Raw genomic sequence first — 25,714 nt, 5'->3', positions numbered from 1 at the left:
CGGCCGGCGCGGCCGGGCACGGCCTAGGCTGCGCGGTGCTCGCGCGGGAGCCACCCGAAGCTGTCGGCGCTGACGCCGGTGGACGGGCGGTACTCGAGGCCGATCGGGCCGGTGTAGCCGGCGGCGGTGAGCCGGGCGAAGAGGTCCTCGAAGTCCAGCCCGCCGGTGCCCGGCTCGTTGCGGCCGGGGGTGTCCGCGATCTGTACGTGGCCGATCCGGTCGGCGTACGCGTCGATGACGGCCGCCGGGTCCTCGCCGTTGCGGGCCAGGTGGTAGAGGTCGCAGAGGAACCTCGCGTTGCCCAGGCCGGTGGCGGCGTTGACCCTGTCGACCACCTCGACCGCGGCGGCGGCGGAGACCAGCGGGTAGTCCGGGGACTCCGGCCGGTTCAGCGCCTCGATCAGCAGCACCGCGCCGATCCCGTGCGCGGCCCGGGCGGCGAGGACGAGGTTCTCCAGCGCGAGGGCGTCCTGCCCGGCCGGGTCCTCGCCGGCGACCCGGTTGCCGTAGAGGGCGTTGAGCGCCGGGGTGCCGAGCGAGGCAGCGAGGGCGGCGGCGACGGGGACGTTGGCCCGGAACCGCTCCTTCTCGGACGGCACCGAGACGGTACCGCGCGCCCCCTTCACGAGGTCGTCGAGGAAGTTGAGGCCGGTGAGCCGTACGCCGGCGTCGGTGAACGCCTTGCGGAGCGCGTCCAGCTCGGCCTCGGCGGGGCTGTGGTCCTCGCCGAACGGCCACCACAGCTCGGCGGCGGTGAATCCGGCGGCGGCCGCCGCGGCCGGGCGCTCCAGCAGCGGGAGCTCGCCGAACAGGATCGACAGGTTGACCGTGAAGCTGTGCCGGGAAGCGGCGGTCACGTCCATCACCTCGTGTCTCTCTTCCGTCATCCACAACTTCCACGATGCGGAAGAGGGATTCTGTCTGGTGGAAGCATGTCCGGCCCCTCGGAGAACTGTCAAGGCGTCTACAACATTTTGTTGAAGACTCCGCCCGCCCCGACCGCGCAGTCGCCACCGAGCGGCCCGAACCGGCCACTGACCGCCCCACCCCTCGCTCGCTACAGTGAGCGGGTGCGATTGATGGTGGAGTTCACGACAGAACCGTTCGAGCTGGACACGTTCCCGGAGCACGCCGCGGCGGCCCGGAAGGCGGTCGACGAAGCGGGCCTGGCCGTCGCGGTCGGCCCCTTCGGCACCGGCGCCGAAGGCGAGGCCGACCAGGTCCTGGCCGCCGTGACCCGGCTGCTCCGGGAGAGCCTGGACGCCGGCGCGACCCGGATATCGGTCCAGGTCAGCGTGCTCGGCGACGAAGGCGCCGACGCGCCCGAGGAGGGTGGTAGGCCGTGACCGAGCACGTCGAACACCCGCTCGCCGCGGCGCTGAAGCCGCTGCTGGACGCGGTCGGCGCGACGCCCCTCCCGGTGGGCGAGGCGAAGCCCGAGGACGTCGTCCTGGAGTGGGAGGGCGCACCGGCACTGGCCGTCCGGCTGCCCCACCTGAGCAACGCGCTGGACCGCCTGCTGGCCGAGACGACCCGCCAGTTCGACGGCCGGCCGCTGGCCGAGCTGGACCGCTGGGAGAAGCAGCGCGTCGTCGCCCTGCTGGAGGAGCGCGGCGCGTTCACCGTCCGGCACGGCGTCGAGACGGTCGCCACGGCACTCGGCGTGAGCCGCTTCACCGTGTACAACTACCTCAACCGCCAGGACGGTTCGAAGTCCGGCTGAGCCCGCGGGCCCGGGTGCGCCCCGCCGGCAGGGTCAGTGTGACCCCGCCCCCGGCGGGGCGCACTTGTCGCATCACACACGAGAGACCCCGCGACCAGGGCCGTCGCGAAACGTAACCACCAACCGTTCAACAAAGTGTTGACGACCTGATCCCACCGATCTAGCTTGTGCGGGTGGCACCACTCCCCAGGAGGTCCACCCGTGACCAACCACCCCCACGCCCTTGAAGCCCTGACGGCGGCCGACGCCGCCGAGCTGAGGGAGATCCTGCTGGACGTCTGCTCCAGCCCCGGCTGGGCCGACGCCGTCGTCGCGGCCCGACCGTGGACCGACCGCCGGGCACTGCTCGACGCCAACGCCGAGGCCCTGGCCGGGCTCTCCGCCGCCGACCTGCACGACGCGATGGCCGGCCACGCCCGGATCGGCACGCCCAGGCCGGGCGACGCCGCCTCCGAGCGCGAGCAGGCCGGCGTCCTCGGGGCCGAGGACGCCCTGCTCGACGAACTGCGCCGGGCCAACGCCGCCTACGAGGCCAAGTTCGGCCACGTGTTCCTGATCTGCGCGACCGGCCGTACCGCGGCCACCATGCTCGCCGCCCTGCGCGAGCGCCACCCCAACGACCCGGCCACCGAGGCCGAGATCGTCCGGGAGGAACTGCGGAAGATCAACGACATTCGCATCAACCGCCTGCTCGACGATAACTGACGCATCATCAGGTATCACTGACGCAGGATCACCACTGCCATCAGTAAGGTCACCCACTCATGACCGGCATCTCCACCCACGTGCTCGACACCAGCCTCGGCCGCCCGGCCGAGGGCGTCCCGGTCGAGCTCGCCCAGCACACCGAGGGTGGCTGGCAGGTGCTCGGCACCTCCGCCACGGACTCCGACGGCCGGGTCGAAGACCTGCCGGCCGTGGAGGCGGGCTCGGTCGTCCGGCTGCTCTTCGACACCGCCGCGTACTACGCGCCGGCGTCGGCCGAGCCGCCGTTCTTCCCCGAGGTCTCGATCGTCTTCACGGTCGCACCCGCGCAGCACCACTACCACGTGCCGTTGCTGCTCAACCCCTTCGGATACTCGGTCTACCGCGGAAGCTAGACCGCTCGATTGATATGGGAGCCACGCCATGGCCCACGTGCTCGGCCAGAACCAGTACGGCAAGGCGGAGAACCGCATCGTCCGGGTCTACCGCGACTCCACCCGCCACGAGATCAAGGACCTGAACGTCTCGGTCGCCCTCTCGGGCGACTTCGAGGACGTCCACCTGACCGGGTCGAACGCCCACTGCCTCCCCACCGACACCACCAAGAACACCGTGTACGCCTTCGCCAAGGAGCACGGGATCGAGTCGGCCGAGGCCTTCGGCATCACCCTGGCCCGCCACTTCGTCGACAGCACCGAACCGGTGCACAGCGCCCGGATCCGGATCGAGGAGTACGCCTGGGACCGGATCCGCACCCCGGACAGCAGCGCGCGCTTCATCGGCTCCGAGGAGGTCGGCCACTCCTTCGTCCGCTCCGGCCAGGAGACCCGCACCACCGAGATCGTCTACGACGGCGGGTCGGTCCAGGTCGTCTCCGGCCTGAAGGACCTGGTCGTGCTGAACTCGACCAACTCGGAGTTCTGGGGCTACATCAAGGACCGGTACACCACACTCCGGGAGGCCTACGACCGCATCCTGGCCACCCAGGTCACCGCCCGGTGGAAGTACGGCTACACCGGCCGGGACGACGAGGCCCAGCCCAACTGGAACCGCTCCTACACCCACGTGCGGCGCCACCTGCTGGAGGCGTTCGCCGAGACCTACTCCTACTCGCTGCAGCAGACCCTGCACGCGATGGGCACCCGCGTCCTCAACAACCGCGCCGAGGTGGACGAGGTACGCCTCGAACTGCCCAACAAGCACCACTTCCTGGTCGACCTGGAACCCTTCGGCCTGAAGAACGAGAACGAGGTCTACTACGCCGCCGACCGGATGTACGGCCTCATCGAGGGCACCGTGCACCGTGAGGGCGTCGTCCCGGTCATCCCGGTCGCCTGACCTCCGCCACCCGCTCCACCCGTTTTCTCCACCCCCACCCACCGGAGACCGTGCCCCCCTCGCGGCGGCCGGCCCGGGGAGCCGGAGAGACCGGCCGAGGGACCCTTGCACCGCCGTCCCGACCTCGGCCACCACGTGATCGACCGCTCTCCAGCGCCACGGGCGCGCCGGGAGCCACGGGCACAAGAGGGGCTCGACATGGCACCCAGCACCACCGGCACCACCGACGGCGGTTCCACCCCTGAAGGATCCCCCGGTCCGGACGCGGCCTCCGGGCCCGGAGCCCCGGGCGCCCCGGGCAGTCCGGCGAGGACGGCGGAGGTCCACCCCGTGGACCAGCTGCTGCCACCCGTCAGGCTCGTCACCACCGGACTCCAGCACGTCGCCGCGATGTACGCGGGAGTCGTCGCTCCCCCGCTCATCGTCGGCGCCGGCGTGGGCCTCTCCCCCGCCGAACTCGCCCTGCTCATATCGGCCAGCCTGTTCACCGCCGGGCTGGCCACCCTGCTCCAGACCCTCGGCGTCCGGCGGATCGGCGCACGGCTGCCGTTCGTGAACGGCGTGTCGTTCGCCGGCGTCGCCCCCATGATCGCCATCGCCAAGGAGCACGGACCCGAGGACGCCCTCCCGGTGATCTTCGGCGCGGTGATCGTCGCGGGGGTCCTGTGCCTCCTCGCGGCGCCGTACTTCTGCAAGCTGATCAGGTTCTTCCCACCGGTCGTCCAGGGCACCGTGATCACCCTCATCGGGGTGTCCCTGCTCCCGGTGGCCGTCAACTGGGCGCGCGGCGGTTCGCCGGACGCCCCCGGATACGGTTCCATGCGGGCCGTCGGACTCGCCGCGCTCACCCTCGCCGCGGTGGTCCTCGGCAACCGGCTGCTGCGCGGCTTCTGGCAGCAGCTCTCCCTGCTCCTCGGGCTGGCGGCCGGCACCCTGCTCGCGTTCCCGCTGGGCCTCGCCGACTTCGGCGCGGTCCAGGACGCACGGATCTTCGCGCTGCCCTCCCCCTTCCACTTCGGCGCACCGGCGTTCGACGCGGCCGCGATCGCCTCGCTCTGCATCGTCATGGTGGTCTCGATGACCGAGTCCACCGCCGACATGCTCGCGCTCGGCCGGATCGTCGACCGCGAGGCCGACGAGAAGGTGCTCGCCGCCGGCCTGCGGGCCGACGGGCTGGCCACCGCGCTCAGCCCGGTCTTCAACGGCTTCGCCGCCAGCGCCTTCGCCCAGAACATCGGGCTGGTGGCCCTGACCCGGATCCGCAGCCGCTTCGTGGTCGCGACCGGCGGCGGCATCCTGGTCCTGCTCGGGCTCTTCCCGGTGCTCGGCTCGGTCGTCTCGGTCGTCCCGCAGCCCGTCCTGGGCGGCGCCGGGATCGTGCTGTTCGGCACCGTCGCTGCCAGCGGCATCCGCACCCTCGCGGAGGCCGGCCTGGACTCCGGCGCCAACACGGTCCTGGTCTCGGTCTCGCTCGGCGTCGGCATCGTCCCGATCGCCGCACCGACCTTCTACGACGCGTTCCCGGAGGCCGTCCGCACCCTGCTGCACTCCGGGATATCGGCCGGCTGCGTGGCGGCCGTCCTGCTCAACCTGCTCTTCCACCACCTCGGCGCCGCCCGCCGGTCCACCCCCGACGCCGCACCCGACGCGCCGGCGCCGACGGCGACACCGTCCTGACCCACCGGGCGGGCATGCGCCCCGTGCCCGCCCGGCCCTCCCCCTTGGAGTCACACCATGGCAGTCCAGCCCCCGCCCGCCGATCAGCGGATCGTCATCGAGAACGCCGCGATCGCCACCGTCGACGCCCGCGACACCGAGTACACCCGCGGCCACGTGGTCATCCTCGGCAACCGCATCGAGTCGGTCGGCGAGGGCCCCGCCCCGCAGTGGCTGGACAACGTGGTGCGCCGGATCAACGCCGAGGGCCACCTCGTCACCCCCGGCCTGGTCAACACCCATCACCACTTCTACCAGTGGATCACCCGCGGCCTGGCCCAGGACGACATCCTCTTCGACTGGCTCGTCGCCCTCTACCCCACCTGGGCCCGGGTCGACGACCGGCTCGTCCACGCCGCCGCCCAGGGCTCCGCCGCCGCGCTGCTCAAGTCCGGCTGCACCACCGCCGCCGACCACCACTACGTCTTCCCGAAGGACGGCGGCGACATCCTCGGCGCCGAGATCGAGGCCGTCCGCGAGCTGGGCCTGCGGTTCACCGCGCTGCGCGGCTCGATGGACCGCAGCAAGAAGGACGGCGGGCTGCCCCCGGACCACGCCGTCGAGGAGCTCGACACCATCCTGACCGCCTCCGAGGAGGCCGTCGACCGGTACCACGACGCCTCCTCCGACTCCATGCTGCAGATCGCCCTCGCGCCCTGCTCCCCGTTCTCGGTCTCCACCGAACTGCTGCGCGAGTCCGCAGTCCTGGCCCGCCGCAAGGGCGTCCGCCTGCACACCCACGGCTCCGAGACCGCCGAGGAGGAGGCGTTCTGCAAGCAGCTGTTCGGGATGGGCCCGACCGACTACTTCGAGTCGGTCGGCTGGCTCGGCGAGGACGTCTGGATGGCGCACTGCGTCCACATGAACGACTCCGACATCGCCAAGTTCGCCGAGACCGGCACCGGCGTCGCCCACTGCCCGTCCTCCAACGCCCGGTTGGCCGCCGGCATCGCCCGCGTCCCCGACATGCTGAGGGCCGGCGTACCGGTCGGCCTCGGCGTCGACGGCACGGCCTCCAACGAGTCCGGCGAGCTGGGCACCGAACTGCGCAACGCGCTGCTGATCAACCGCCTGCACGGCTCCCCCCGCGCGCTCACCGCCCGCCAGGCGCTGCGGCTGGGCACCATGGGCGGCGCCCGGGTCCTCGGCCGCCAGAACGAGATCGGCTCGGTCGAGGCCGGGAAGCTCGCCGACCTCGCCCTCTGGAAGCTCGACGGTCTCATGCACTCCTCGATCGCCGACCCGGTCGCCGCCCTCACCCTCGGCGCCCTGCCGCCGCTGTCCGTGCTCTTCGTCAACGGCAACGCGGTCGTCGAGAAGGGGCAGTTGACGACGGTGAACGAGGACCGCATCGCCCGGGCCTGCGCCCGCGCCGCCCGGGAGCTCGCCGCCCGGCCCGTCTGACCCCGCCGCCGGGGCGCGCCGTCCGCCCCGCACTCCGTCCGCTCCGCACGAGCACCACACCTCCGAACTCCGGGCCGCCCAGGGACGGTGCGTCACCCGGACTCCGCCGGTCGCCCCCTCGGGGGCTCCCGGCGGACCGCCGCCCCGGACCCACGGCGAGGGTCCGGGGCGGCGGCGTGCCCGCCTCCGGGCGAGCCCGCACCGGGGCCGGGGCCGGGCGGGGGCGGGGTCGGGCGGGGGGCGGCCGAGTGCCGACGGGCCGGCGACCACGTCCACCGCACCGTACGGGACGGCTGAAAAGGAGCCGCCCCCTGCTCCAACACGGCAGAGGGCGGCGGGCGTTGCGCCGGGTAGCCTGGGGTTTCAGCCCAGCAGGGGAAGCGCGGGGAGGGTCAGGAACTCCTCGAACTCCTCGGCCAGGGCGACCTGTTCGAAGAGCTGGGCGGCCTCGCGCCAGCGTCCGGCGGCGTAGGCCTCGGCGCCGAGTTCGGCCCGGAGCCCGGCCAGTTCCTCGGCCACCAGGAGGCGCACGAGGTCGGCGGTGGCCTTCTCCCCGGTGTCGGCGAGGACGACGTCGTTGTGGATCCACTGCCAGATCTGCGAGCGGGAGATCTCGGCGGTGGCGGCGTCCTCCATCATGTGGAAGATGGCGACCGCGCCCACGCCGCGCAGCCAGGCCTCGATGTAGCGGACCCCGACCTGGACCGCGTTGTGCAGACCCGCACGGGTGCAGCTGCCGCCGGCGCCAGCGACGTCCAGCAGGTCGGCGGCGGTGACCGGTTCGGCCGGCCCGGGGTTCTCCTTCTGGTGCGGGCGGTCGCCGAGGACGGCGTCGAAGCAGGAGCGGGCGACCGGGACGAGGTCCGGGTGGGCGACCCAGGAGCCGTCGAAGCCGTTGCCCGCCTCGCGCTCCTTGTCGGCGGTGACCTTCACCAGGGCGGCCTCGTTGACCGCGGGGTCCCTGCGGCTGGGGATGAACGCGGCCATGCCGCCGATCGCGTGGGCACCGCGCCGGTGGCAGGTCCGGACGAGTAGCCGGGTGTAGGCGGCCATGAACGGCGAGGCCATGGTGACGCTGTTGCGGTCCGGCAGGATGAAGTGCTCGCCGGCGTCACGGAAGTTCTTGACGATGGAGAACAGGTAGTCCCAGCGGCCCGCGTTGAGCCCGGCGGCGTGCTCGCGCAGCTCGTAGAGGATCTCGTCCATCTCGAACGCGGCGGTGACGGTCTCGATCAGGACGGTGGCCCGGACGGTGCCGTGCGGGATGCCGAGTTCGGCCTGCGCGTGGGTGAAGACGTCGTTCCAGAGCCGCGCCTCCAGGTGGCTCTCGGTCTTCGGGAGGTAGAAGTACGGACCGGAGTTCGGGTCCCCGCCGCCACGGGCGAGCAGCCGGGCGGCGTTGTGGAAGAAGTAGAGGCCGAAGTCGAGGAAGGCGCCGGCCACCGGTTCGCCGTCGACCAGGAGGTGGGTCTCGTCCAGGTGCCAGCCGCGCGGGCGGACCACGACGGTGGCCAGCTCGGCGGCGGGCCTGAGCGTGTAGGCCCTGCCGGCCGGGGAGGTGAAGTCGATCCGGCCCTCGAAGGCGTCGATCAGGTTGAGCTGACCGCCGACGACGTTCTCCCAGGTCGGGGAGGTGGCGTCCTCGAAGTCGGCGAGCCAGACCCGGGCGCCCGAGTTGAGCGCGTTGATCACCATCTTGCGGTCGGTGGGGCCGGTGATCTCGACCCGCCGGTCCTGGAGCGCCCGGGGCGCCTCGGCGACCTTCCAGTCGCCGGCGCGGACGGCGGCCGTCTCCGGGAGGAAGTCCAGGGTGCCGGTGCGGGCGATCTCGGCACGGCGCGCGCGGCGGCGGGCGAGCAGCTCGCGACGGCGGTCCTCGAACGCGCGGTGCAGGCCGACGACGAAGGCGACCGCCTCCGGAGTGAGCACCTCCTCGGCCCGGTGGACGCGCGGACCGGCGACAGTGACGACCGGAGCGGCGGGAGAGGCGCCGGGTCCCTGATCTGTAGCCATGAGCAGGACACTCCTAAGACAGTTGATCCTTGAGACGGTTGATCGGCAGGTGATCCGAACCCCGGCAAGCGGAGGACTTGATTCTGTAAGGTGGAGACTAGTTTCCGCGATACAGAATTTCAACGGTTTGTTGAGGAGATCGCCGAGACTGTACTCCTCCCCCGACAGCGAAGGAAACGCCGGTGGCCCCGACCTCCGACAGCCCGTCCGACAGAGCCTCCGACCGGGCCCCGGCCCCGGAGCGCGCCACCGGCGGCGTGCAGTCCGTCGAGCGCGCCTTCCACCTGCTGGAGGCACTGGCCGACTCCGGCGGCGTGGCGACGCTCAGCGAACTCTCCGCCTCCTCCGGTCTGCCCATGCCCACCATCCACCGCCTGGTTCGTACCCTCGTACAGCAGGGCTATGTCCGCCAGGACACGGCGCGCCGCTACACCCTCGGCCCGCGGCTCATCCGGCTCGGCGAGACCGCCGGGCGGCTGCTCGGCAGCTGGGCCCGTCCCTACCTGGCCGAGCTGATGGAGGCCACCGGCGAGACGGCCAACCTGGCCGTGCTGGAGGGCGGCGAGGTGGTGTACGTCGGGCAGGTGCAGTCGCGGCGCTCGATGCGGATGTTCACCGAGGTCGGCCGCCGGGTGCAGCCGCACTGCACCGGGGTCGGCAAGGCGCTGCTGGCACAGCTGCCCGAGGAGGAGGCGCGCGCCGTCCTGGGCCCCAACCCGCTGGCCGCCCACACCCCGCACACCGTGACCGACCCGCAGGAGCTGATCCGCCAGCTCGCCGAGGCGCGCGAGCGCGGTTACGTGGTGGACGACCAGGAGCAGGAGATCGGGGTGCGCTGCATCGCGCTCGCCGTCCCCGGCGCGCCCACGCCGACGGCGCTCTCGGTCTCCGGACCGGAGGCCCGGGTCCGGGCGCTGGAGGAGCAGGCCGGATCCGCCTCGCTGGTGCCGGTGATGCACGAGATCGCGGCCCGGCTGGGACAGGTCCTGGCCCCCTGACACCGCCCCGCCGGAGGCCCGGCCAAGGCGCTGTCGGAGGCGCTGTCGGAGGCAGTGCCGGAGGCCGACCGTGCGGGACGTCGGAGCCGCCGCCCTCCCCTGCCCGGGTTCGCCCGCCCGGGCGACCCGAGGGCGGGTTGGCCCGGCCGCGGCGGACGGGTCGGTCACTGTGGATCGGGACGTGCCCGCGACGGCGCGGGGCGCACGAACGCAGAGGCAGGGTGAGCGGCGATGTCGCGCAGAGGGTCCGTACGGGGTTTCCTCGGAAGGTCGCTGACGGTGGGGTCCGCGCTGGTGGCGCTGGCCGCCGGACCGGCGTGGGCGTGTCCCGACGCCGACGCGACGGCGGGCACCGACCCGGGCAAGGAGAGCGCGGCGACGGCACCCGCGGCGCCCGCGACGCCCGCCGTCTCCGACTCGGACCTGGCGGTGGTCCGGCTGGACCCGGACGCCGCCGCGCCCGGCGGCACCACCACGGTGCACGCCTTCATCAGCAACACCGGCCCGGAGCGGACGGCCTCCGCGTTCACCGTCGTCGTCACCCTGCCGGAGGGGGTGACGGCCGAGGGGCCGTTCTTCCCGGAGAACTGCTACGAGTTCCAGAACGGCCACCGGGTGCGCTGCACCTTCCCGGCCGGGCTGGGGGTGTACCGCAGCGCGACCGCCCTGATCCCGGTCAGGCTCGCCACGACCGTCCCCCTCGGCAACCTGGAGGGCGGCTACGTCGCGGTGCGCGGCGACGACGACCACAACGAGGCCAACAACCGGCAGCCGTTCGCGATCGAGGTCGTGCAGACCGCCTGAGACCGCCCGCTCCTCCGGGAGCGGACGGTCTCGGGGCCGGTCCTAGCGGTAGACCCGGACGTAGTCCGCGGCGAAGGTGATCGGCGCGGTGCCCTGGGGCGCGGGGTGGTACTGCCCCGCGCTCAGGGACAGGTTGAGGATCAGGTACGCGGACCAGGTGGTGCCGACGCCCTTGCCGTCCGAGAAGACCTTGACCCCGTTGACGTACCAGTCGACGGAGGTGGCGCCGTAGTGGGTGCCGATGGTCACCCAGCCGTCCTTGGCTATCGCCTTGGCGTCCGTGTAGTACAGGTGACCCGGCTTGACGTGGTTGGTCAGCTCCAGCAGGTTCGGGTTGTCGGGGTGGTACTCGAAGGTGTCGATCTCCCCGTTGCCGTTCTTCCAGGTCCACAGCGCCGGCCAGGCGCCGGTGCCGGCCGGGAGCTTGACCCGGGTCTCGGCGTAGTCGCCGGTCTTCACCTGGAAGCCCTCGCCGGAGTACTCGGTGGTGAGCAGCCCGGTGTCCCAGGACTGCTTGCCGTTCTCCAGCTTGTTGGCGCCCGGCCTGGCGGTGAACGTGGCGGCGCCGCCGCCGACGGTGACGTTGTTCTTGTTCAGCCAGTCGAGCTTGTTGTCGTCGGGGTTGTGGTTGCCGTAGCGGTAGGCGCTGCTGCGGTCGCCGGTCCAGCGGGAGCCGTAGGCGATCGGGCCGCTGAACTCGTCCGACCAGGTGAGCTTCTTGCCCGCGACGGGGGCACCGGTGGCGGGGGGCGTCGTCGGGCTCGTGGTGGGGGGCGTGGTGGGGGGCGTCGTCGGCGACGGGGTGGGGGTCGGGCTCGGCGTGGCGGTGGCGGAGACCACCAGCTGCCGGGAGGGCAGGTTGTGCCAGGCACCACCGAGGTCCTGCCAGAAACCGAACTGGGTGTAGGTGCCGGCCGCCAGGGTGCGCGCACCGGTGGTGATCGACAGGCCGCTCGGGCAGATCTGCGCGTTGCTGACGTTGCCGGGGAAGTCGAGGTTGCGGCCGGCCGCGTCGCGGATGCCGACGCCGACGGTCTTGGCGGTGAAGCAGGCCGAGGAGTGGACGGCCAGCGAGGCGGTCGAGGCCTTGCCGGCGACCATGGTCGCCGGGGTGAGGGCGTCCTGGGTGACGGTGGGCGCGGTGGCGGCCTGGGCTCCGGTGAGGGCCGGGACGCCGAGCAGGCCGGCGCCGGTGACGGCGAGCACTCCGGTGGCGGCGAGGGCGGCGGTGCGGCGCCGGTGGGTGGGGCGGGCGTGGCGGGGCGCGTGGCGCCGGGCAGGCCGGTGGGGGGCAGGGGGCATGGCTGGGTCCTCTACGACGCCTGCGAGGTGAGCTGTCGGGTTCGGGCTGAGGTTGCCCGGCCGCCTGGGGAGCGGCTTCACCCCTAGCCGCGGTCCGGGCGCGGAGGCGCACGGACCGGGCACTGACCTTGGGTCCCCCGCTCCCGTCCGCTGTGGTGCTCGGGTGCCGACCGGCGGGTGGACAGGACTCGGCGTCCCGACGGCGGGAGTCCGCGACAGCGGACGCCCCTGCAGGCTAGGCAGGCCGCCGGGGACCGGACAACCTCGCACGGACGGTTGTCGCGCAGGTCACAGACCCGGCGTCCGCGGATGATCAACGCGCCTGCGGAGTTGATCAGTTGGGGGGAAGCTACGGATCAGGCCCCGGCCGGGACCCTCCGTTCCGGGGCGGCACCGGCGCCGCGCTCCCGAGGAGCACCGCGGCCCGGTCGAGGAGGGCCGCCCGGAAGGACCGCCCGGGAGGGCAGGTTCCCCGGCCGGTGGCGGGGTGGAGCGGGAGGCGGCCGGCAGGAGGACGCGGCAGGAGGACGTCCGGTGCGGGGCCCGGCCCGTCGGCCCCGGCCCCGTGCCCGAGTACGCCGCGAAAGACGGGGCGGTCGGATAGGTTGGGGATCCAACCGCGCCGGAACCGTCCGGACCGCACCGGGAACCGCATGAGAGACGAGGACCAGCCCCACCATGACCGCCCCCCTGCCCGGCTTCGCCGGCCGCACCTTCCTGTTCCAGGTCGACAACGGCGCAGCCTTCCGCAACGCCTACTCGGCCGACGGCAAGCGGCTGCGCTGGGAGGGCCTCGGTGAGTCGGCCGGCCAGTGGGAGGACGTCGCCCTGCACGTCGCCGAGGTCGGTCCGCAGCTGTACTTCGTCAGCTGGACCGAACAGAGCGGCATCACCGTCAGTCACGTCATGGACCTGGGCCGGATGACGGTCCGCGCGTTCTGGACGTACGAGGGCGAGGGCGGCCGGGTCGGCGAGCTGCACACCGGCACGCTGCAGTCCGTGGCCTGACGGCCGTCTGTCGGCCCCCGGGCCACCGGGGACGTGCCGGCCGTCCTGGCCGTCCTGGCCGTCCTGGCCGCCTGCCGATCGGGCCCGGTGGTCAGACCGTCCGGCCGGGAACCACCAGGTGCTGCGAGATCCACTCCAGCGAGGACGGGAGCAGCCTGCTCCAGGTCTCGAAGTTGTGGCCGCCCGTCTCCAGCATGCTGTAGGAGACCTTCATCGGGCTGCGCGTCGCGGCCACGAACGCCTCGGTCTCGCGACGGTAGTCGCCGTCGCCCTCCTTGGTGCCGGCCAGCAGCACGGCCACCTCGGGCTGCGGCAGGTTCTTGAGGCGCCACATCAGGTCGGCCTCGTTGCGGCGCTGCTCGCTGCCCTTGAAGAGGTCACCGGTGGTCGGGTCCTCGGCGGCCCGGTAGTAGCCGGAGAGCGAGACGGCGGTCGGGTAGACCTCCGGGTGGCGCATGGCGAGCTTGAGCGCGCAGTAGCCGCCCGTCGAGTTCCCCATGAACGCCCACGCCCGCGGATCGCCGGAGACCCGGTAGGTCGCCTGGATCGCCGAGGGCACGTCCTTGGTGAAGTACGTCTCGGACTGCGGGCCGCCCGGGACGTCCTCGCACTCGGTGTCCTGCGGCAGGGCCGGCGAGGGACGCACCAGCACCAGGACGGTCGGCTGCATCCGGCCCTCCTGGAGCAGCTTGAGCGCCGCGCCCGGGTAGTTCAGCCGGGTCACGAGGTTCTTGGCGATGCCGGGGAAGCCGGTGCTGACGACCAGCGCCGGGAACTGCTTCTGCTCGTACTCCGGCTGGAAGTACTGCGGCGGCAGGTAGACGTAGCCCTCGGTGGAGAGCCGGGTGGTGGCACCGTCGATGCGGATCTCACGGATCTCGCCGGACTGCTCGGGGTCACGGCCCAGTGCCCCGCCGCCCTTGACCTCGGCGTGCCCGATGGTCTCGACGCGCAGCCGGCCGGAGGCGTCCGCCTTGTTGTGGATGACCACCGGACCAGTGTCGCCGGTGCCCAGCAGGTCGTCCCAACTGCTGTAGAAGGCGAAGTAGTTGTTGGCGACCAGGCCGAGCGCGGCGAGCACGGTGAGCTGCGTCGCACACAGTGCGCCGATCCGGCCGAGCACCGCCTGCCAGGTCCGCTTCGACAGTCTCGGCCACAGCCAGACCGTCCCGGCCATCGCCGCGACGGCGATCAGGACGGTCAGTGCCAGCACCTTGTGGCTCGTCAGGCCCATGTCTTGTTTGCTCCCACGCCTCGTACTCCCCCGCCCCCGGGGGAAGGACACCCGGGAGGGCCGCCCCGGTTCCCCGTCCACAACGGGGGCCGTCGCCGGGGCGCGACCACCCACCCTAGCGGTCCGAAGCGGTGCCCCGGACCCGCCGACCAGCGGTCATCGCCTCGGCCTCCGGGAGGAGACGCCCGCCGCGTGTACGGGCCGGCCCCGCGCGGGAGGGCACGGCGAAGCCCGCTCCGGACCACGGGAAGGGCGAGGGCGCGGTGGGGCGAGGGCCTCCCGCACGGCGCCGGGACCACGCTCGGACGGCGCCGGGAGGTTCGGGCCGGTTGCTCCGCCTGGGCCCGCGTCAGCTGACGCGGGCCCAGAGACCGAGGCCCGCGGTGAGCTCGCGCATGCAGCGGGCCCCGAGCTCCCGGGGCGATCCGGGGCCGGTGGCCGCGGCCCCGGAGACGGCCCACTGCTCCAGGGCGACCCGGATGGCGGTGGTGGCCGCCGCGGCGGCGAGCCGGATCTCCAGCACGTCGGTGCCCTGCGGACAGCGGGCGGCGATCGCCAGGTGCAACCGCTGCTCGGAGTCGGCGTGCACCCGCTGCCACACCGAGGCGAGGCGGGGGTCGCGGAGCAGGTCGCGGGTCCACTGCATGGCCTCGACGGCGTCGTCGTCGGGCGGCGTCAGCGACTCGGCCGCCGAACGTTCCAGGGCCTCGCGCACCGGCAGGCCGGCCGAACCCTCGACGAAGAGCCGCACCCAGCGCTCACCGCCCGCCGCGAGCAGCGGGGCGACGGCGTCCTCCTTCTCCGAGAAGTAGCGGTAGAAGGTGCGCAGCGAGATGCCCGAGGCCTGGGCGATCTCCTCCGCGGTGGTCGCCTCGGCCCCGCGGGCGGCGAAGAGCGCCGCGGCGGCGCGGGCGATCTCCAGCCGGGTGCTCTCGCGGCGGCGCTGGTTGAGGGTGGGGCGTCCGGTCACGGGGTCAGGCTACGCGGACGGCGGGCCCGGTGACACGTTGCGTCGCCCTGGCACGGGGAGACGGCGGGGCGTGGCCGGTCGATGTGACGCGAGGAGCACAGGTGACGCGTCACGCCTTTTTGGCACGACGTGCCACATGGGCGTACGGTGCCAGTGAGGTCGCGAGACCACGAACGGAACGGAGTACCACCATGGAGCGCTTCAACGGACGGAACGTCCTGGTCACCGGCGGCGGCTCGGGCATCGGACAGGCCACCGTGCACCGGATCCTGGCCGAGGGCGGGCGGGTCGTCGCCGCCGACGTCAACGGGACCGGCCTCGGGGCCACCCTGGAGCGGGCGACCGCCGACGGCACCGCCGACCGCCTCACCACCGTGGTCCTGGACGTGTCGGACGAGGCCGCCGTCCGGACGGGCGTCGCCGACGCGGTGGCAGGACTCGGCGGGCTCGACGTCCTGGTGAACGCCGCCGGCATCCTGCGCTCCTCGCACACCCACGAGACCAGCCTGGAGTTCTGGAACAAGCTGGTCGCGGTCAACCTGACCGGCACCTTCCTGATGACCCGCGAGGCCCTGCCCGCCCTGCTCGCGGGCGGCCGGGGCGTGGTGGTGAACTTCAGCTCCACCTCCGCGACCTTCGCCCACCCCTACATGGCCGCCTACGCGGCGACCAAGGGCGGCATCCAGTCCTTCACGCACGCGATCGCCGCCGAATACGCCAAGCAGGGCCTGCGTGCGGTCTGCGTCGCACCCGGCAGCATCGACAGCGGCATGACCCACGACCCGGGGCTGCCCGCGGACGCCGACCTCGGCCTGCTGGCCAAGCTCTCCCCCGCCCTCGGCCAGGGCTTCGCCGGACCGGAGACGGTCGCGGGCGTGATCGCCATGCTCGCCTCGGAGGACGGCGCGTTCGTCACCGGGACCGAGATCCGGATCGACGGCGGCACCCACATGTGAGACGTGGCGCCGCCCTGGGGCCCGCCCGCACCGACCGCCCGCGTCGGCCGGGCGGGCCCTCCGGTCGCTCAGGCCGCTCCGGTCGCTCGGGCCGGCCGGCCCGGCCCGAGCCACTCGGCGGCGAAGGCCCGCGCCGGGTTGGCGGTGAGAAGCCGGTGCGGAAGATCGGGGCCGAACGCCCGGGAGAGCCGCGGCGCCAGGGCCGTGAGCAGGTGTGCGGGACCAGGGGCGCGGCGGGCCGAGCGGGTGGTGGTGTCACCACCGAGGAGCAGCCGGTCGCCGTGGCCCGCCTCCACCACCGCGGCGACGGTGTCGAAGAGGTGGTGGTCGGTCGCGTGGTGGGCACGGGAGGGACCGTCCAGGGCGAGGTACGCGCCGGACGCGGCGAGCTCCCGGTGCAGCCGCAGGTCGGGGTGGCGGTTGAGGTGGCCGAGGATCACCCGCTGCGGCCGGACGCCGTGGCGACCGCAGAGCAGATCGAGGACCTCGGGTGCGGCGGTGCCGAGTTCGTGGTGGACGGCGATCGGCGCGCCGGTGGCGTGGTGCGCCTCGGCGGCTGCCGCCATGACCCGGCGGGTGTGCGGGCCGAGCCCGTGGTACTCCCCCGCCACCTTGATCAACCCGGCCCGGACCCCCTCGGGGGCGCCCCGCAGTCCGACGGTGAGCTCGGCGACGAACAGGCCCGCGAGCCCGTCGTAGCGCCGTTCCAGTTCCGCCGGGTCGTAGTGGACGGCCTGGTGGAGGCCGGTCGCGGCGACCAGGTGGACGCCGGTCGCCCGGGAGAGGGCGGCGAGCTCCTCGGCCCGCCGCCCCATGCCGAACGGGGTCCACTGGACCAGCGCCCGCCCGCCGGCCGCGGTGAAGTCGCGCAGGACCGCTTCGGCGGCGGTGGGGTCGTCGAGCTCCTCGCCGGGAAGCAGCGGGCTGCGCAGGAAGAGGTGGTCGTGCGCGTCGCAGACACCGAGGTCGACGGGGTCGAGGTCGCCGAGGACGGTGCGGACCGAAGGGCGCGTGGTGCTCACGGCGCCCCGGCCCCCGCGGCGGCGGCGTCGTCCGCCCCCGTTTCCTCGTCCGCCTCATCGTCCGCCTCGGCGAAGGTCGCGGCCGCGACGCGCAGCCCGGCCAGGGCCTTGGGGACACCGACGTAGGGCGCGAGGTGGACCAGGACCTCGGTGATCTCCTCCCTGGTCAGACCGATCCGCAGGCTGTTGCGGACGTGGTCGGCCAGTTGCGGTTCCACTCCGCCGAGGGCGGTGAGGGCGGCCAGATTGGCGACCTGGCGGTCCCGCAGGGCGAGCCCCGGGCGCTGGTAGGTGCCGCCGAACAGGGTGGTCACGATCCAGTCGGGGAAGCCGGGCGCGAGTTCGTCGAGCGGGCCGAGGGTGCCGGTCCGGGTCCGCGGGTCGGCCAGCCGGTCCAGCAGGGCGTAGCCGGCGGCGCGGTCGAACGGGGCGGGAACGAGGCCGGCGGCGGTGACGTCGGCCGGGACGGAGCCGGTGGCGGTGGGGCCGGTGGCGGTGGGGCCGGCGAGGACGGGATCGGCGAGGTCCATCGGGAAGGGCGGTCCTTTCACCAGTGGCGGCCGACGGGCAGCCGGTCGAGTTCGGGGCTGGACAGGTGGTGCACGCGGTAGCGGGTGCCGGGCGCGTCCTCGGGGGCGGCGCGGAGCCAGAGGGCGATGTGCAGCAGTTCCCACCGCCCCGGGTCCACGGCGACGGCCGCCGTGTGCAGGTCGGGGTGGTCGGGCAGTTCGGCGAGCGCCCGTTCGACGGCCTCGGCGGGGTCGGCGTCCTCGGGGAGCCGGTCGAGGCGGCGGGTGGCGGCGGCCGGGGTGCCCGGCGCGCCGCCCCGGCGCAGGCCCGCGCCCAGCCAGTGCCGGACGGCGGGCCGACCGAAGTCGGCGCTCAGCCCCCGGAATCCCGGGCCCCAGAGGAAGCCGTTCATGCCTTCGGCCGTGCGCCAGAGGTAGAACGGCGCGTACTGGTTGACGGGCGACCCGTCGAGGCCGCGCTCGCGGACCAGATAGGCCTTGAGTCCGAGACCGGGGTGGCCGTCGAGGAGGTGTCCCCTGGTGGCGATCCGCCGGTGGACGATCGTCATGTCGTAGTCGGCGGGGAGGGTGATCTCGTACTGCATGGCGTGCACGGGCGAACTCCCCGGGGGTCGGCGGAACGCGGGCGGGTGCGACGCGGGCGGGACGGCGGTCCTGCGGCCCCGTTCAGCCGGCCCGGTGCGCGGCGAGCAGGGCGGTGACACCGCGCACGGCCCGCTCGAACGGTTCGGCGCTCTCGGCGGCGCGGGCGAGGACGTAGCCGCCCTGGACGACGGCGACCACGGCGGCGGCGAGGTCGGCCGGGTCGGCGGCGGAGCGGAGCTCGCCGGTCGCCTGCCCCTCGGCGACGACCTCCGCGATCCGGCCGCGCAGCCAGGTGAAGGTCTCCTCGACGGGGGAGCGCAGCCGCGGGTCGGCGACCACCTCCGGGTCCTGGGCCATCCGGCCGATCCGGCAGCCGCGCAGGACGTCGCGCTCGCGGTTCAGGTAGGCGGCGATCCGGTCGCACGCGGTGCCGGGAGCCGCCAGGTCGGCCTCGGCGACGGCGCGCATCTGCTCGGCGCTGCGGCGCAGGGCGGCGGCCGCGAGGTCGGGCTTGCCGTCGAAGTGGTGGTACATGCTGCCCTGGCCGACGCCGGCGCGCTGCTGGATGGCCTTCGGGCTGGTGCCGACGTAGCCGCGCTCCCAGAGGAGCTCCTGGGTGCTCTCGACGAGACGGTCCTGGGTTGCCATGACGATCACGGTACCCACCGGAGGGCGCAATGTACATACCAGTAGGTACAGAACCCTCGGGAGGCCCGAAGGCCCGGAGACGCCCACGGGCCGTGGGCCGCCCTCCGGCGGTCCACGGCCCTGCGAGATCGTCGTCCCCGGCGGGGCCGGGCGGCATTCACCGCAGGACGGTGGCGCGCATCACTCCGCACACCGCCGGGCGTCACGGAGCGTCACGCCTGCGGCCGGACGGACGGCAGCTCGCGCCGGATCACGGGGGCGACCTCGCTCGCGAACAGCTCCAGCTGCTCGTGCTGGACGTCCTCGGTGAGCGCGTCCACCCCGATCCCGACCACCTCGTTGCCGAAGGCCTCGTGGTAGCGGTGGATCTTCTCGATCACCTGCTGCGGGCTGCCGACCAGCGCCGAACCGCGCTCCAGCGCGTCCTCCAGCGACTCGAACGGCGACTTGTTGTGCCGGCCCGCCGCCGAGTCGAACAGGGCGTCCCAGTACGGGCGGAACCCCTCCACCGCGTCCTGCGACCGCTCGGCGATGAACAGCCCGCCGAACCCGGTCCCCACCCGGGCGTCCTCGGGGGCGCGGCCGTAGTGCTCCCAGCGCTCGCGGTAGTGGTCGACCAGCGCCTTGTACTTCGGCAGCGGGTGGAACGCGTTCGCGGAGAACAGCGGGTCGCCGTAGCGGGCCGCGAGCTCGGTGGACAGCGTGCTGGTGGCGCTGCCGTGCCAGACCGGGATCGGGGTCTGGTACGGGCGCGGCCAGGTCGTGACCTCCTTCAGCGCCGGCCGGGTGGTGCCCTCCCAGCTGACCCCCTCCTCCCGCCAGAGCCTGCGCAGCAGGCCGTAGTTCTCGGCCAGCGCGTCCCACTGGCGGTCCTCCGGCAGGCCGAACAGGTCGAAGTGGCGCGGGTCGTTGCCCTTGCCGATGATCAGTTCGAGCCGCCCTCCGGAGAGCTGGTCGACCAGCGCGTAGTCCTCCGCGACCCGCACCGGGTCGAGGACGGAGAGCACCGTGACGGTGGTGAACAGCCTGATGGTCAAGGTGCGGGCGGCGATGGCGCTCAGCAGCACGGGCGGCGCCGGGGAGAGGAACGGCTCACCGTGCCGCTCCCCCACCCCGTAGCCGTCGAAGCCGAGCCGCTCGGCGGTGACGGCCTGGTCGATGACGTTGTGCAGCTTCTCGGACGGGGTGCGCTGCACGCCGGTGACGGGGTCGGGCCCGTTGGACACGAGGGACGAGACGGTGAACCGCACGACGGTCTCCTTGTTGACGTTCGATGGGGTGCCCGTCGGGACCGCCCGGGAGGGCCGTCGGACTCCGGGGTCCGGGCTCCGAGGTCCGGAGGGCCGGGGATCCGGCGACGCTCAGGAGGTCCGCGGGGCCCGGGACACCGGCGGCGTCGGCACCGGTGGGTTCACCCGGGCCGGAGCCGGGACGGGGGTCGGGGGCGGGGTCGGACGGCGGCCGGGGTGCGGCCCGACGGGGCCGGACGGCCGGCGCGGCAGCCCGGCGCAGCGCACCACGGACGGTCGCTCACGCCGGGGCAGCACCGGGAAGGGGATCACGCCGGAAGCCGGAGCTCCGGCCGGCTCAGCGCGAGGTGCTGCGGGAACGACAACAGCGAAGGAGGGTGGTACGAACGGACATCCGGCTCCCCCTTCGTCTCGCACACACACGATCCACCGCGAGCATAGGCACCGGTCAGGAGCGAGGCAAGGGTCGCCGGGCGAGCGGCGCCACGGGCTCGGCAAGTCCCTCGGCCGAACGCCCCCGGCCTGGCAGGATGTCCGGCATGAGCTACCTCGCCGCGGATGACCGCTATGCCTCGATGACCTACCGCCGGGCCGGCCGCAGCGGCGTGCTGCTGCCGGCCGTCTCCCTGGGCCTGTGGCACAACTTCGGTGACGCCCAGCCACTGGACGTCCAGCGGGCGGTGCTGCGCCGCGCCTTCGACCGGGGCATCACCCACTTCGACCTGGCGAACAACTACGGCCCGCCGTACGGCAGTGCCGAGCGCAACTTCGGCCACCTGTTCGCACAGGACTTCCGCCCGTACCGGGACGAGCTCTTCATCGCCTCCAAGGCGGGCTACGACATGTGGCCCGGCCCGTACGGCGAGGGCGGCAGCCGCAAGTACCTGCTGGCCAGCCTCGACCAGTCGCTGGGCCGGATGGGCCTGGACTACGTGGACGTCTTCTACTCGCACCGCTACGACCCGGACACCCCGCTGGAAGAGACGATGGGCGCGCTGGCCTCGGCCGTCCGGGCGGGCAAGGCCCTGTACGCGAGCATCTCCAACTACCCGGCGGAGCAGCACCGGGAGGCGGTGGCGATCCTGCGTGACCTGGGCACGCCGGTGCTCCTGAACCAGTGCCCGTACTCGATCCTCAACCGGTCGGTGGAGGACGGGGTACTGAACGCGGTCGGCGACACCCAGACCAGTCTGATCGCCTACTCCCCGCTCGCCCAGGGCCTCCTGACGGACCGCTACCTGTCGGGCGAGGTGCCGTCCGGTTCGCGGATGTCGGTCGGGCACTTCCTGAAGGAGGAGGCGCTCACCGGGCGGAAGCTGGAGCAGTTGCGGGCGCTGAACAAGGTCGCGGAGCGGCGCGGCCAGACGCTGGCGCAGCTGGCGCTGTCATGGGTGCTGAAGGACCCGCGGGTGGTCTCGGTGATCATCGGGGCCAGCAGCGTGGCGCAGCTGGACCAGAACATCGACGCGCTGGCCGGCGGTCCGCTGACGGCCGAGGAGCTGGCGGAGATCGACTCGCTCAGCGGCTGAACGGCCGAGGAGTCGAGCGGCTGAGCGGTCGGGCGGCGGCGGGCGACGCGCCCGCCGTGGCGCCCGACAGCGGCACCCGGTCGGTCACTGGTGCGTGACCGACCGGGTGCCGCTGTCGTTGGACCGTCCGTACGCGACCGTCGAGACACCCGGGAGCCACCGTGCGGACCTACCTGCTCAGGGCCGTCGTCCGTTTCGCCCGCCAGTTGGCGCTGACCTCACCGGTTCCGTTCCCCCTCGGACCGGGCACGCTACCGCCGGTTGACACCCAGGGCCGGTAGCACCGTCTCGGCGACCCGGTGGGCCTCCTCCAGCAGTGGATTGCCGGAGAGGATGAAGGTGTCCACCCCGAGCGACTCGAACTCCTGGAGCCGTTCGACCACCTGGGCCGTCGATCCGACGACCGCCGTCCCCGGGCCGGGACGGAACAGGCTCATCCCCGGCCAGAGGTTGGGGTAGACCTCCAACTCCCGCGCCCGCGCCGGGACCTTGCCGCCGTGCTGGCGGAACTGCCGCTGCCAGCCGACCCCGTCCTCGCCCCGCGCGTCGCCGAGCTGGCGGGCGTAGGTGGCCTCGCCGGTGACGTCGAGCAGCCGGTCCGCGGCGGCCCAGGCCTCGTCCTCCGTATCACGGACGATCAGGTGCAGCCGCAGCCCGATCCGCAGCGTCCGCCCGTGTGCGGCGGCGCGCTCGCGGACCAGGTCGAGCTTCTCCTTGAGGAGGTGCGGCGGTTCGCCCCAGGTCAGGTAGACGTCCACGTGTTCCGCGGCCATCTCGATGCCGGGCGCCGAACTGCCGCCGAACCAGAGCGGGATGCCGCCCGGCTGGACGGGGGTCAGCTCGCGCAGGCTCGCACCGGCGTTCTTCAGGTCGTAGAACTCGCCCTTGTGGTCGAAGACCTCGCCGGCGGTGAGCCGCTTGACGATCGACCAGTACTCCGCGCTGAGCCGGTAGCGGTCGTCGTGCTCGACGTGCAGGCCGTACTCGCGCAGCTGGGCGGTGGACCCGTTGACCACGTTGAAGCGCAGCCGCCCGCCGTGCAGGTGGTCGAAGCTGAGCGCCATCTTGGCCAGTAGGGTCGGCGACACCAGCCCGGGGTGAACGGCCAGCAGGGGCTTGAACGCCGGTGTGGTCGCGGCGGCCAGCGCGTTGCCGAGGTCCCAGACGTCGTAGAGGTCGGTCGCCAGCAGCGCGCCGGTGTAGCCCAACCGCTCCACACTGCCGGCGAGTTGCTGGAGGTAGCGGAGGTCGACCGGGCGCCGGCCGGCCGGCTCCCACGGGTAGTGGCCCTCGCGCGGGATGATGTACCAGAGGAACTCGGAGGCCATCGGTCAGACCGCCTTGGCGAGCGCGGCGGCCACCGGGGCCTCCAGAGCGGGAAGGTGGGCGTCGGCGACGGTCACCGCACGGTCGATGAAGCCGACGCCGTGGAAGATGTCGGCCGCCTCCTGCTGCTCGGTGACGAATCCGGCGGTGGCGGGCTCAAGCCGCCACGGCAGCAGGGCCAGCGCCGCCTCCCAGTCCTCGGCGCTCCCGCCCAGGTCCTCGGCGGCGATCGCGGCCGCCTCCGGCAGGTGGGCGGCCACCCAGGCGTCCGCACGGCTCAGGGCGGCACCGATCGCGGCGACCACCTCGGGGCGGTCGGTGGCGAAGTCCCGGCGGGTGAAGAAGACCGAACGGTCGGTGATGACGTCGCCGGTGCGGATCAGCTCGCGGAACCCCCCGGTGCGGCGGGCGGCGGCCAGCTCGGCACCCTGGGCGATCCAGCCGGCGATCTCGCCGTCGCGCAGCCGGCGCGCCTGGTCCTCGCCCGCGGCCGGGCGGACCGCGGTGATGTCGGTCGCGTAGGAGAGGCCCTCGGCGTGCAGGGCCTTCGCCAGCAGGTGGGTCTGCCAGGAACCGATGCCGAGGACGACGGTGCCGCCCCGGAGGTCACCGACGGTGTGCACCGGCCCGTCGGCGCGCACCAGGAGTGCGCCGTGGTCCGGGCGGGGCGCCGAGACCGCCGCGTACACCAGGTCGTGGCCGGCGGCCTGGGCGGTGACCGGCGGGGTGGAGCCGGTGCCGCCGAAGTCGATGGTGCCGTCGGCCAGCAGGGCGCCGGTGCGGGTGCCGTCGGCGTAGTGGTGGAACGCGCCGGTCTCACCGAGTGGGGCCAACTCCTGCTCCAGGTAGTCCAGTCGGGACAGGTAGTAGAGGGAGGGGTTGCTGGCGTGGACGCCGAGGGTGATGGCCATGGGGATCAGCTCCTGTGGTGCGGGCGGTGCGGGCGGGTGGTCCGGGCGGGGCGGGCCGTGCGGTGCGGGGCGGGCGTGACGGGTGGGTGCTCAGTGCACGCCCAGGTCGGCCAGCAGGCCCCGCCGCAGCTCGGCGAAGGCCGGATCGGCCGGGTCGCGCGGGTGCTCGACGGCGACCCGCTCGTCGCGGACGAGCTTGCCGTCGCGGAGCACGGCGACCCGGTCGGCCAGCCGGACGGCCTCGTCGACGTCGTGGGTGACCAGCAGGACCGCGGGGCGGTGACGGCGGACCAGGTCGCCCACCAGGTCCTGCATGCGCAGCCGGGTGAGGGCGTCCAGGGCGGCGAACGGCTCGTCCAGCAGGAGGAGCTGGGGCTCGCGGACCAGGGCGCGGGCGAGCGCGACCCGCTGCGCCTCACCCCCGGAGAGGGTGGCCGGCCAGGCGTCGGCGTGCCGCTCCAGGCCGACCTCGGCGAGCGCCTTCAGGCCGGTCTCCCGGGTGGCGGCCCCCCGTGGCAGGCCGACGGTGACATTGGCGAGCACCCGCTGCGAGGGCACCAGGCGGGGCTCCTGGAAGACCACCGTCCGGACCTGCGGGACGAGCACCGTTCCGGCGTCGGACCGGTCCAGAGCACCGAGGATGCGGAGCAGGGTGGTCTTGCCGGTGCCGCTCGCGCCGAGCAGGGCGACGAACTCGCCGCGGGCGATGTCGAGATCGACCCCGTCGAGGACGGCCCGGGTGCCGAACACCCGGCGCAGGCCCCGGAGGTGGACGGCCGGGGTCTCGGCGGGTGCGGGCCCGTCGGCCGGGGCGCTCCCCGGGGTCGGGGCGGTGCGGGTGGTGGGGACGGTCGGGGTGCTCATCGGCCGGCTCCTTGGGTGGCCTTGCGCCAGGGCATCAGGTATCGCTCCAGGAGGCGGACGACGCCGTCGGCGGTGAGCCCCAGCAGTCCGTAGATCAGGATGCACACGGCGAGGACGTCGGTGCGGGAGTAGTTCTGCGCCTGGGCCATCAGGTAGCCGATGCCCTCCGTCGAGTTGATCTCCTCGGCGGCGATCAGCGCGATCACGCTGAGGGTCATGGAGAGCCTCAGCCCGGAGAGGAGTGAGGGCAGCGCGCCGGGCAGGACGACGGTGCGGACGATCGCCCAGCGGCCGAGGCCGAAGCTGCGCATCGCCTCGATCAGCTTGCGGTCGCTGTTGCGGACCCCGCCGGAGGTCGACACGTACATCGGGAAGCTGGTGGCGACACCGATCAGCGCCACCTTGGCGGTCTCGGTGATGCCGAACCAGACCATGAACAGGGGCACCAGGGCGAGGAAGGGAACGGTGCGCAGGACCTGCACCGCCGAGTCGAGCAGTTCCTCGCCGAGCCGGAAGAAGCCGGTGACCACACCGAGCACCAGGCCGACGGTGGCTCCGAAGAGCAGGCCGAGACCGGCCCTGGTGAGCGAGACGGCGAGCGCGTCGGTGAGTTGGCCGTTGCCCCAGAGCTCGCCGACCGCCTCGGCCACCTGGGCGGGTGAGGCGAGCACGTCCTGGGTGAGGGCGCCGGTGGCGGAGGCCAGGGCCCAGCCGCCGAGCAGGGCGACGGGGCCGAGGGTGCGCAGGACCAGGGCGAGGGCGCGGGGGCGCGGGGTCTGGAGGCGGGTGCGCGGCTCGACCAGGCCGACCGCGCGGGCCGCGGCCGTGCCGGCTTCGGTGTCGTGGCCGGTGCCGGCGTCGGTGCCGGGCCCGCCGCC

26 protein-coding genes and 1 riboswitch are annotated in these 25,714 nt (G+C 73.5%); of the genes, 12 read left to right on the top strand and 14 right to left on the bottom strand.

Going from position 1 to position 25,714, the window contains the following annotated elements; all coding sequences use genetic code 11:
- Nucleotides 1-23 precede the first annotated feature (23 nt).
- Entirely contained in the window at nt 24-887 is an 864-nt protein-coding gene (locus PUR56_RS24890; protein ID WP_329950520.1) for a TIM barrel protein, read from the bottom strand.
- Nucleotides 888-1,079: 192 nt separating this feature from the next.
- Here PUR56_RS24890 and PUR56_RS24885 point away from each other — a divergent pair, with 192 nt between their 5' ends.
- The 7 genes from PUR56_RS24885 (at nt 1,080) to PUR56_RS24855 (ending at nt 6,886) form a co-directional block, all read left to right on the top strand.
- Nucleotides 1,080-1,346 carry a thiamine-binding protein gene (locus tag PUR56_RS24885; RefSeq protein ID WP_329950530.1) on the top strand — a complete coding sequence of 89 codons (267 nt, stop codon included), beginning with the start codon at nt 1,080-1,082 and terminating at the stop codon, nt 1,344-1,346.
- On the top strand, nt 1,343-1,723 hold the full coding sequence (locus PUR56_RS24880) for a helix-turn-helix domain-containing protein (RefSeq protein ID WP_329950519.1): 381 nt from the start codon (nt 1,343-1,345) through the stop codon (nt 1,721-1,723). Before PUR56_RS24885 ends, PUR56_RS24880 begins: the two co-directional genes overlap by 4 nt.
- 201 nt (nt 1,724-1,924) lie before the next feature.
- Entirely contained in the window at nt 1,925-2,428 is a 504-nt protein-coding gene (uraD, locus tag PUR56_RS24875) for a 2-oxo-4-hydroxy-4-carboxy-5-ureidoimidazoline decarboxylase (RefSeq protein WP_329950518.1), read from the top strand.
- Nucleotides 2,429-2,487: 59 nt separating this feature from the next.
- Entirely contained in the window at nt 2,488-2,823 is a 336-nt protein-coding gene (gene uraH, locus PUR56_RS24870) for a hydroxyisourate hydrolase (RefSeq protein ID WP_329880501.1), read from the top strand.
- Between the two features lie 28 nt (nt 2,824-2,851).
- Nucleotides 2,852-3,766, top strand: a complete 915-nt coding sequence (gene pucL / locus PUR56_RS24865) for a factor-independent urate hydroxylase (protein ID WP_329950517.1) — start codon at nt 2,852-2,854, stop codon at nt 3,764-3,766.
- A 198-nt stretch (nt 3,767-3,964) separates the two neighbouring features.
- A complete protein-coding gene (locus tag PUR56_RS24860) occupies nt 3,965-5,443 on the top strand; it encodes a nucleobase:cation symporter-2 family protein (protein ID WP_329950516.1) in 1,479 nt (492 codons plus the stop codon).
- 57 nt (nt 5,444-5,500) lie between these two features.
- Nucleotides 5,501-6,886: an 8-oxoguanine deaminase gene (locus PUR56_RS24855; protein WP_329950515.1), complete on the top strand. Its 1,386-nt coding sequence runs from the start codon at nt 5,501-5,503 to the stop codon at nt 6,884-6,886.
- A 363-nt stretch (nt 6,887-7,249) separates the two neighbouring features.
- Here PUR56_RS24855 and aceB read toward each other — a convergent pair whose 3' ends face one another.
- Nucleotides 7,250-8,899, bottom strand: a complete 1,650-nt coding sequence (gene aceB, locus PUR56_RS24850) for a malate synthase A (RefSeq protein WP_329950514.1) — start codon at nt 8,897-8,899, stop codon at nt 7,250-7,252.
- A gap of 182 nt (nt 8,900-9,081) precedes the next feature.
- Between aceB and PUR56_RS24845 the strand changes: the two genes are divergently transcribed.
- Together PUR56_RS24845 and PUR56_RS24840 are read left to right on the top strand one after the other, a co-directional pair.
- On the top strand, nt 9,082-9,897 hold the full coding sequence (locus tag PUR56_RS24845; RefSeq protein WP_329950513.1) for an IclR family transcriptional regulator: 816 nt from the start codon (nt 9,082-9,084) through the stop codon (nt 9,895-9,897).
- A gap of 279 nt (nt 9,898-10,176) precedes the next feature.
- Nucleotides 10,177-10,701: a hypothetical protein gene (locus PUR56_RS24840; RefSeq protein WP_329950512.1), complete on the top strand. Its 525-nt coding sequence runs from the start codon at nt 10,177-10,179 to the stop codon at nt 10,699-10,701.
- Between the two features lie 42 nt (nt 10,702-10,743).
- Here PUR56_RS24840 and PUR56_RS24835 read toward each other — a convergent pair whose 3' ends face one another.
- Complete coding sequence (locus PUR56_RS24835; RefSeq protein ID WP_329880509.1) at nt 10,744-12,003, bottom strand: hypothetical protein; 1,260 nt, start codon at nt 12,001-12,003, stop codon at nt 10,744-10,746.
- Nucleotides 12,004-12,012: 9 nt separating this feature from the next.
- Nucleotides 12,013-12,161: riboswitch (cyclic di-AMP (ydaO/yuaA leader) on the bottom strand.
- Nucleotides 12,162-12,681: 520 nt separating this feature from the next.
- Between PUR56_RS24835 and PUR56_RS24830 the strand changes: the two genes are divergently transcribed.
- Nucleotides 12,682-13,011 carry a MoaF-related domain-containing protein gene (locus PUR56_RS24830; protein ID WP_329880511.1) on the top strand — a complete coding sequence of 110 codons (330 nt, stop codon included), beginning with the start codon at nt 12,682-12,684 and terminating at the stop codon, nt 13,009-13,011.
- 91 nt (nt 13,012-13,102) lie between these two features.
- Here PUR56_RS24830 and PUR56_RS24825 read toward each other — a convergent pair whose 3' ends face one another.
- Both PUR56_RS24825 and PUR56_RS24820 read right to left on the bottom strand, forming a co-directional pair.
- The gene (locus PUR56_RS24825) at nt 13,103-14,245 is read right to left on the bottom strand and encodes an alpha/beta hydrolase (protein ID WP_329880513.1); all 1,143 of its coding nucleotides are present in this window, start codon (nt 14,243-14,245) and stop codon (nt 13,103-13,105) included.
- A gap of 349 nt (nt 14,246-14,594) precedes the next feature.
- A complete protein-coding gene (locus tag PUR56_RS24820; RefSeq protein WP_329880515.1) occupies nt 14,595-15,215 on the bottom strand; it encodes a TetR family transcriptional regulator in 621 nt (206 codons plus the stop codon).
- Nucleotides 15,216-15,406: 191 nt separating this feature from the next.
- On the opposite strand from PUR56_RS24820, the gene PUR56_RS24815 reads away from it, so the two are divergent.
- The gene (locus PUR56_RS24815; RefSeq protein ID WP_329950511.1) at nt 15,407-16,171 is read left to right on the top strand and encodes an SDR family NAD(P)-dependent oxidoreductase; all 765 of its coding nucleotides are present in this window, start codon (nt 15,407-15,409) and stop codon (nt 16,169-16,171) included.
- A 68-nt stretch (nt 16,172-16,239) separates the two neighbouring features.
- Here the strand turns inward: PUR56_RS24815 and PUR56_RS24810 are convergent, their stop codons facing one another.
- The 5 genes from PUR56_RS24810 to PUR56_RS24790 all read right to left on the bottom strand — a co-directional run bounded on the left by PUR56_RS24810 (nt 16,240) and on the right by PUR56_RS24790 (nt 20,206).
- Nucleotides 16,240-17,193: a phosphotriesterase family protein gene (locus PUR56_RS24810; protein ID WP_329950510.1), complete on the bottom strand. Its 954-nt coding sequence runs from the start codon at nt 17,191-17,193 to the stop codon at nt 16,240-16,242.
- On the bottom strand, nt 17,190-17,723 hold the full coding sequence (locus PUR56_RS24805) for a carboxymuconolactone decarboxylase family protein (RefSeq protein ID WP_329950509.1): 534 nt from the start codon (nt 17,721-17,723) through the stop codon (nt 17,190-17,192). Before PUR56_RS24805 ends, PUR56_RS24810 begins: the two co-directional genes overlap by 4 nt.
- Before the next feature lie 17 nt (nt 17,724-17,740).
- Entirely contained in the window at nt 17,741-18,316 is a 576-nt protein-coding gene (locus tag PUR56_RS24800; protein ID WP_329950508.1) for a DUF4865 family protein, read from the bottom strand.
- A gap of 73 nt (nt 18,317-18,389) precedes the next feature.
- Nucleotides 18,390-18,956 (bottom strand): TetR/AcrR family transcriptional regulator, encoded by a 567-nt coding sequence (locus tag PUR56_RS24795; RefSeq protein ID WP_329950507.1) that lies wholly within the window; start codon nt 18,954-18,956, stop codon nt 18,390-18,392.
- Nucleotides 18,957-19,168: 212 nt separating this feature from the next.
- A complete protein-coding gene (locus PUR56_RS24790) occupies nt 19,169-20,206 on the bottom strand; it encodes an LLM class flavin-dependent oxidoreductase (RefSeq protein ID WP_329950506.1) in 1,038 nt (345 codons plus the stop codon).
- A gap of 539 nt (nt 20,207-20,745) precedes the next feature.
- Between PUR56_RS24790 and PUR56_RS24785 the strand changes: the two genes are divergently transcribed.
- Nucleotides 20,746-21,735: an aldo/keto reductase gene (locus tag PUR56_RS24785; RefSeq protein ID WP_329880523.1), complete on the top strand. Its 990-nt coding sequence runs from the start codon at nt 20,746-20,748 to the stop codon at nt 21,733-21,735.
- Nucleotides 21,736-21,986: 251 nt separating this feature from the next.
- Here the strand turns inward: PUR56_RS24785 and PUR56_RS24780 are convergent, their stop codons facing one another.
- From PUR56_RS24780 to PUR56_RS24765, 4 genes are all read right to left on the bottom strand, one after another.
- A complete protein-coding gene (locus tag PUR56_RS24780) occupies nt 21,987-23,063 on the bottom strand; it encodes an LLM class flavin-dependent oxidoreductase (RefSeq protein WP_329950505.1) in 1,077 nt (358 codons plus the stop codon).
- Between the two features lie 3 nt (nt 23,064-23,066).
- Nucleotides 23,067-23,972 (bottom strand): ABC transporter substrate-binding protein, encoded by a 906-nt coding sequence (locus tag PUR56_RS24775; RefSeq protein ID WP_329950504.1) that lies wholly within the window; start codon nt 23,970-23,972, stop codon nt 23,067-23,069.
- Between the two features lie 90 nt (nt 23,973-24,062).
- Complete coding sequence (locus PUR56_RS24770; protein ID WP_329950503.1) at nt 24,063-24,836, bottom strand: ABC transporter ATP-binding protein; 774 nt, start codon at nt 24,834-24,836, stop codon at nt 24,063-24,065.
- Nucleotides 24,833-25,639, bottom strand: coding sequence for an ABC transporter permease (locus tag PUR56_RS24765; protein WP_329950529.1), 807 nt, complete (start codon nt 25,637-25,639; stop codon nt 24,833-24,835). The genes PUR56_RS24770 and PUR56_RS24765 overlap by 4 nt, the downstream gene beginning before the upstream one ends.
- Between the last annotated feature and the right edge of the window lie 75 nt (nt 25,640-25,714).

It is taken from the genome of Streptomyces sp. BE303, from assembly GCF_036290945.1.
Lineage (GTDB): Bacteria > Actinomycetota > Actinomycetes > Streptomycetales > Streptomycetaceae > Kitasatospora.
This window is presented reverse-complemented; position numbering and strand designations above follow the sequence as displayed.